4 protein-coding genes are annotated in these 6,804 nt (G+C 74.7%); 3 read left to right on the top strand and 1 reads right to left on the bottom strand.

Annotated elements, in window-relative coordinates; all coding sequences use genetic code 11:
• The coding region (locus CITRIK5_RS03950) for an IucA/IucC family siderophore biosynthesis protein (protein WP_159833107.1) at nt 1–1,824 on the top strand (1,824 nt) is incomplete at its 5' end.
• On the top strand, nt 1,821–4,526 hold the full coding sequence (locus tag CITRIK5_RS03945; RefSeq protein ID WP_113914430.1) for a GNAT family N-acetyltransferase: 2,706 nt from the start codon (nt 1,821–1,823) through the stop codon (nt 4,524–4,526). The genes CITRIK5_RS03950 and CITRIK5_RS03945, both read left to right, overlap by 4 nt.
• Before the next feature lie 75 nt (nt 4,527–4,601).
• Here the strand turns inward: CITRIK5_RS03945 and zapE are convergent, their stop codons facing one another.
• Complete coding sequence (zapE, locus tag CITRIK5_RS03940) at nt 4,602–5,657, bottom strand: cell division protein ZapE (protein ID WP_036340820.1); 1,056 nt, start codon at nt 5,655–5,657, stop codon at nt 4,602–4,604.
• 222 nt (nt 5,658–5,879) lie between these two features.
• Between zapE and CITRIK5_RS03935 the strand changes: the two genes are divergently transcribed.
• The gene (locus CITRIK5_RS03935) at nt 5,880–6,773 is read left to right on the top strand and encodes a sulfurtransferase (protein ID WP_123244432.1); all 894 of its coding nucleotides are present in this window, start codon (nt 5,880–5,882) and stop codon (nt 6,771–6,773) included.
• Nucleotides 6,774–6,804 lie beyond the last annotated feature (31 nt).

The following is a 6,804-nucleotide window of genomic DNA, read 5'->3' as shown; positions in this document are numbered from 1 at the left end:
CCCCCGTCCTCCCCGTCCCGCCTGGACGCGCTGACGGCGCCGACCGCCCGGCACGCCCACCGGCTGCTCGTCGCCAAGGCGATCCGCGAGTTCACCCATGAGCGGCTCCTGACGCCGGTGCGCGGCGAGCGGGTCGACGACGCCGGCCGCCACGCCTACACGCTCACCCTGGGCGGGGTGCGGTGGACGTTCACCGCGCGTGCCCTCCCGCTCGAGCACCTCGGCGTGGATCCGGACTCGGTGTGCCGTGCCGGGGATCCGGACGCGGTGGCCGTCGACCGCTTCGTCCTCGACGCGGCCGAGGTGCTCGGGCTGGCCGGCGAGGCGCTGGACGTCTATCTCGAGGAGCTCGCCTCCACCTTCGCCGCCCGGTGCCACACCCTGGCCGGCGAGCGCCCGTCCGCCGCCGACCTGGTGGACGCGGACTACACGGCGGTGGAGGCCGCCATGAGCGAGGGACACCCGGGCTTCGTGGCCACCAACGGCCGCATCGGCTGGGGGGCCACGGAGTACGCGATGTTCGCCCCCGAGGGCGGGCGGGCGCTGCACCCGGTGTGGCTCGCGTTCCCCTCCGAGCTCGGGGGACGGTGGACCTGGCCCAAGACCGCGAGCGCGGGCGCCGCCGTGCCGGCGCCGCCCCCGCCGATCACCGAGGCGGTGGCGGGCCTGTGGGCGGAGCGGGCGGCGGCGCTCGACGTCGATCCGGAGGCGTACACGCTGATCCCGGTGCACCCGTGGCAGTGGGAGCACCGGATCCAGGTGGCGTTCGCCCCCGACCTCGCCGCGGGGCGGCTGGTGCACGTGGGCGAAGACCCGGACGCGTTCACGGCCATGCAGGCGGTGCGCACCCTGTTCAACGCGAGCGACCCGCACGCCCCGCAGCTGAAGACGGCGTTGTCCGTGCAGAACATGGGGTTCGTGCGCGGCCTCTCCCCCGCGTACATGTCCGTCACCCCGGCGATCAACGCGGTGGTGGCCGACCTCGTGGACTCCGACCCCCTGCTCGCGAGGTGGGGCTTCGGGGTGCTGCGGGAGTACGCCTCGGCCGGGTACACCGGGGACGCCTTCCATGCCGTGGGCTCGAAGGGTCCTCACACGAAGATGCTCGCCGCCCTGTGGCGGGAGAGTCCGCTGCCGCGCCTGGCGGAGGGCGAGCGGGTCATGACCATGGCGGCGCTGCTGCACCGGGACGGCGGGGGCCGCTCCGTGGCGGGGGCGCTCGTGGAGCGCTCGGGGCTGACGGCGGCGCAGTGGCTGCACGGGGTGGTGACGGCCTACGTGACCCCGCTGGTGCATCTGGCCGCCGCCTACTCGACCGTGTTCATGCCCCACGGGGAGAACATCGTGCTCCGCCTGCGGGAGGGACGGGTCACCGGCGCCTTCCTCAAGGACATCGGGGAGGAGGTGGTGGTCGGCGCGGACGGCGTCCCGCTCACGGAGCAGACCCGGCGCATCCGCATCGACCTCACCGACGAGGACCTCTCCCTCTCCTTCTTCACGGACATGCTGGACGGCGTGCTGCGCCATCTGGCCGACGTGATGGACGCGGACGCCCTGCTGCCGGCGGAGGAGTTCTACGCCGTGGTGGGGCGGGTCCTCGCCGAGTACACGGCCCTGGGGCTCGCGGATGTGGAGCGCCTCGGCCTGGACGCGGAGGACTTCGCGCACTCGTGCCTGAACCGGTTGCAGCTGCGGAACGCCACGCAGATGGTGGACCTGACGGACCCGTCGGGCTCGCTGCTCTACGCCGGTCGCCTGGCCAACCCGGTGGCCGCGCCGCTGCGCCGCGCGCTGGCGGAGCTCCGGCAGGACGCCGCGGCATGAGCGCGGACGCGTGGACCGGGACGGCGACGGGTGACGTGGCGGGCCGTTGCCACCGGGACGCGCACGGCGTGCCGACGCTCGTGGCCGCGTCCCTGCCCGAGCTGGCCTACCTCCAGGGGTGGCACGTGGCGACGGAGCGGGCCTGGCAGGTCGACTGCGAGCACCGCCGGGTCACCGGCATGAGCGCCGAGGTGTTCGGCCCGCCGGCGGTGGCGAACGACGTCGCCGCCCGGCAGATGGACCTGGACGGCGCGGCCCGCCAGGCGTTCAACGCCCTCGACGACGCGGAGGACCGGGCCTGGTTCACCCGGTTCGCCGACGGCGTGAACGCGGGGCTGGACGCCGGGGCCCGGCGCGCGCCCGAGTTCGCCGCCCACGGGGTGAAGCCGCTGCCGTTCGACCCGCACACGGCGCTCGCCCTGCACCTGGGCTACAACGTCTGGCTGACCAACGCGCCGGCCGCCCTGTTCCGCACCCTGCTGGCCGAGCGCTTCCCCGCGCTCGCCGCGGCGCTGATCTCGCCGCGCCCCGACGCGGACGGCTCGAACGCCTGGGCGGTGCGCGTCGGCGCCGAGGGCGCTCCGCTCGTGGCCGCCGACCCGCACCGGCTGCTCGAGCTGCCCGGCGTCTACCAGCAGGTGCGCCTCGTGGTGGAGGCCGAGCGTCCCCGGGACCGCGTCGACGTCGTCGGCCTGGCCTTCCCCGGTGTGCCGGGCGTCCCGCATGTGGGGCAGTCCGAGCACGTCGCGTGGGTGACGACCTCGGCGATGGTGTCCTCGCTCGAGATGGTCCTCGAGGACGCCCCCGAGGGGCCGGAGGTCCTCGACGCCCGGACCGAGCGGGTGCACGTGCGCGGCGGCGACCCCGTGGACTTGCGGGTGGCCCACACCCCGCGCGGGCGGCTCGTGGACGTGCCCGGCGCCGGCCCGGTGAGCATGCGGTTCCCCGCCTGGGACCGCGCCGACACCGGCCTGCCGAGCGCGCGCCGGCTGCTCACGGCCGCGAGCGCCGCGGAGGCCTGCGCGGTGCTGGACGGGCACGTCGAGCCGGTCAATCGCGTGATCGTCGCGGACCGGCGGACGGTGCTCACCCGGCACGCCGGGGCCGTGCGGCGCCGGGATCGACGCTCGGCCTGGGGTGCGGCGCGGGCCTCCGCGCTGGGCCGGGGCTCCGCCGACGGGTCCCTCGATCAGCGCTGGGTGCGCTGGCCCGCGCCGGCCGCGGCGGACGACGTCGTGGTGGCGGCCAACGAGCCCCACCCGGACACCGCCTGCCTCACCGTGGACGCGTGCGCGCCGTGGCGGTCCCGCCGCATCCGGGAGGCCCTCGAGGCGCTGGCACCGCAGGAGCGGACCGTGGACGCGATGGCCGCCCTGCAGACGGACACCCGGACCCCGGGCGCGCCGCGGGCCTGGCTCGCCGACGCCGTCGACGCGCTCGTCGCGGACGGCGTGCTGGCCGCGGAGTCCGTCCCGGCGTGGGCCGGCGACGCCGCCGCCGGATCGGCCGCGGCCCGCTGGTGGCTCCTCGTGGAGCACGAGGTGGCCGCCGCCCTGATCGCGCACCTGCCGCCCGCCTCGCGGGCCCTGCTCGGCGGCCCGTGGGCACCGTGGGGCGACGCCGCCGCATGGGTCGGCGCGGCGCTCGCCGAGCGCGGGCCGGAGCCGCTGCGCGCGGCCCTGGGGGTCGCAGCGTCGACGAGGGACCTCGTGCGGGCCGCCGTCGCCGCCGTCGGCGACGCCGCTGAGCCGCCGGGCCCCGACGACACGGCTCGGACGTGGGGTGCGGCGCATGCCCTGACCCCGTTCCTGTTCACGCACGAGCATCCCGGCGGGCCGGATGTGCCGGGGCTCGCCGACGTGCTCGACACGATCGGGTCCGTCCGGGTGGGCGGCACCGCGGACGCGGTCTGCGCCACCTCGCACGCCCCCGGCCTGGCCGTCGGCACCCACCGCGGGCCAGTGGCCCGGGTCGTGTTCGACCTCGGCGACCGCACCCGCAGCCGGTGGGTCGTCCCGTTCGGCGCCTCCAGTCTCGGAGGCGGGCACGTGACGGATCAGCTGGACGCGTGGGCCGCCGGCCGCCTGCTGCCCGTGCCGTCCGGTCCCGTCCCCCCGTCCGCCGGCAGCGGCGTCGCACCCGCCCGCTCCGTCCCCGGCGGGGCCCCTCCGGGACGCATCGTGGCCGAGGTCGGCGTCGGGGCGTTGGGCCTGACCATGACGCGCGTCCGCCCGGCCCTGGACGCCCCGCTGATCCACGCACTCGTCACGGAGCCGCGGGCGGAGTTCTACGGGATGCGCGGGCACAGCGTGCAGGACGTCGAGGAGGTCTACGACTTCCTCGAGTTCCAGCCCACCCACGCGAACCACCTCGTGTGGCACGGCGGGACCCTCGTGGCCCTCGTGCAGACCTACGACCCTCGCGCGGAGGAGGTCGGCGGCGCCTACGAGGTGCGGGACGGGGACCTCGGATTCCATTTCATCACCGCCCCCGGCGGCCTGCAGGGGCGCGCCCGCGCCACGGCCTACCGGAGCATTGTGGACTGGTTGGGCGCACGCCCCGGCACGCGTCGGCTCGTGATCGAGCCGGACGTCCGCAACACGCGGGCCGTGAAGACCGCCCGGGCTCTGGGCTTCACGGTGGACCGGGAGGTCGAGCTGCCGGGCAAGCGGGCGGCGCTGTGCTTCCGCGCCGTGCACTGACCCTGCCCCGCACACGGCGACGGCGCGCACCCGTCTCGGGTGCGCGCCGTCGTCGTGCCGGTCAGGGGCGGTGGCTCACTTGTGCTCGGCCACGCCCGTCTGGCCCTCCCGGACCAGGGCGGTCATGCGGGAGACCGTGCGGAAGTACTTCTTCATGTAGCCGCCGTGCATCATCTCCTGCGTGAACAGGGCGTCGAAGGGCACACCGGAGGCGAGGACGGGCACGTCCTTGTCGTACAGGCGATCCGCGAACACCACGAAGCGCAGGGCCGTGGCCTGCTCCGTGATGGTGTGCACGTCGTGGAGGGCGAGCACGTCCACGTCCTTGACGAGCTCGCGGTAGCGGGAGGGATGCACGCGGGAGAGCATCGCGGTGAGGTCCGCGAAGTCGTCCACGGCGAGCACACCCGCGTCGGGGAAGTTCTCCTGGGCGGTGGCCTCGACGGCGGCGTCGTCCAGCGGCGACGGGGCGGCGGAGAGGCCGCGGTGGCGGTAGTCCTCGCCGTCCACGCGGATGACCTCGAACTGGTCGGCCAGGACCTGGATCTCGCGCTTGAAGTCCTGCGCCGCGAAGCGCCCCTCGCCGAGCGAGCCCGGCAGGGTGTTGGAGGTCGCCACCAGGCGCACGCCGGCGTCGGCCAGCTCGCGCATGAGGCGGGACATCAGCACGGTGTCCCCCGGGTCGTCGAGCTCGAACTCGTCGATGCACACGAGGGTGTACTCCTTGAGCTCGTCCACCGCCTTGCGGAAGGACAGGGCGCCCACGAGGTTGGTGTACTCCACGAACGTGCCGAACGCCTTGGGCCCGGGGGCCGCGTGCCACGTCGAGGCCAGCAGGTGGGTCTTGCCGACGCCGAAGCCGCCGTCGAGGTAGATGCCGGCCGGCCCTGCCGCCCGCTTCTTCCCGCCGAACAGGCCGCCGAGGAACCCGCCGCCCGAACCGCCCCGGCCGAGGTCTGCCGCGAACCGGCGCAGCCGCTCCACGGCCTGTGCCTGCGAGGGGTGCGCGGGGTCCGGGATGTAGGTGTCGAAGGACACCGTGCCGAAGCGGTACGACGGGTGGAAGCCGGCCAGCAGCTGGTCCGGGGTGACCTGCGGCGAACGGTCGGCGAGGTGGACGATCTGAGCCACGGGACACTCCCAGGGTCGACGACGGGGATTCCGGGCCATGCTATCGGGCCGCGGACCCGACCCATGTGACCTCGCGTGTCCCGGACTGAGGGGCCCCTACCCTCTTACGTGACACCGATGTGCCGTAATCTGTCGCGCAGGGCACGGACACGGAACCCGCCGTCGTCGTGCCGCCCGCCCCGGGCCCGTGCGGGCCCGCCCGACGCGAAGGAAGGCAGTGCCATGACCGATACCGCCGCGAAGTTCTCCGAGTACGCCCACCCCGAGAAGCTGGTGTCCACGCAGTGGGTCGCCGACCATGTCGGCGACGAGGACGTCGTGGTCCTCGAGTCCAACGAGGACGCTCTCCTCTACTCCACCGGCCACATCCCCGGCGCCCAGCGCGTCGACTGGCACACCGAGCTCAACGACCCCGTCACCCGCGACTTCGTCGGCCCCGAGGCCTTCGCCGAGTTCGCCGCCTCCAAGGGGATCTCCCGGGACACCACCGTGGTGTTCTACGGCGACAAGTCCAACTGGTGGGCCGCCTACGCCCTGTGGGTGTTCACCCTCTACGGCCATGAGGACCTGCGCCTGATGGACGGCGGCCGTGACAAGTGGATCGCGGAAGGACGCGAGACCACCCGCGAGGTTCCGACCGTGGCCCGCGCCGAGTACCCGGTGATCGAGCGCGACGACCACACCGAGCGCGCCGCCCGCGAGGACGTCCTCAAGGCCATCGGGACCACCCCGCTGATCGACGTCCGCTCCCGTCCCGAGTACACGGGCGAGACCACGCACATGGCCGGCTACCCGCAGGAGGGCACCCTGCGCGGCGGCCACATCCCCACGGCGGCGTCCGTGCCGTGGGCGTCCGCGGCCAACGAGGACGGCACCTTCAAGTCCCGCGCCGAGCTGGAGCAGGTCTACCGCACCGGCGCCGGCCTGCAGGAGGGCGACGACGTGATCGCCTACTGCCGCATCGGCGAGCGGTCCTCCCACACGTGGTTCGTGCTCAAGTACCTGCTCGGCCACGAGGACGTCCGCAACTACGACGGCTCCTGGACCGAGTGGGGCAACGCCGTGCGCCTGCCCATCGCCGTCGGCGAAGAGCCGGGCGAGGCCCCCGCGCGCTAAGCCCCCGGCACGGCGTGGATCACTAGACTGG

It is taken from the genome of Micrococcus sp. 116, assembly GCF_902506395.1.
Taxonomy (GTDB): domain Bacteria; phylum Actinomycetota; class Actinomycetes; order Actinomycetales; family Micrococcaceae; genus Micrococcus; species Micrococcus luteus.
This window is presented reverse-complemented; position numbering and strand designations above follow the sequence as displayed.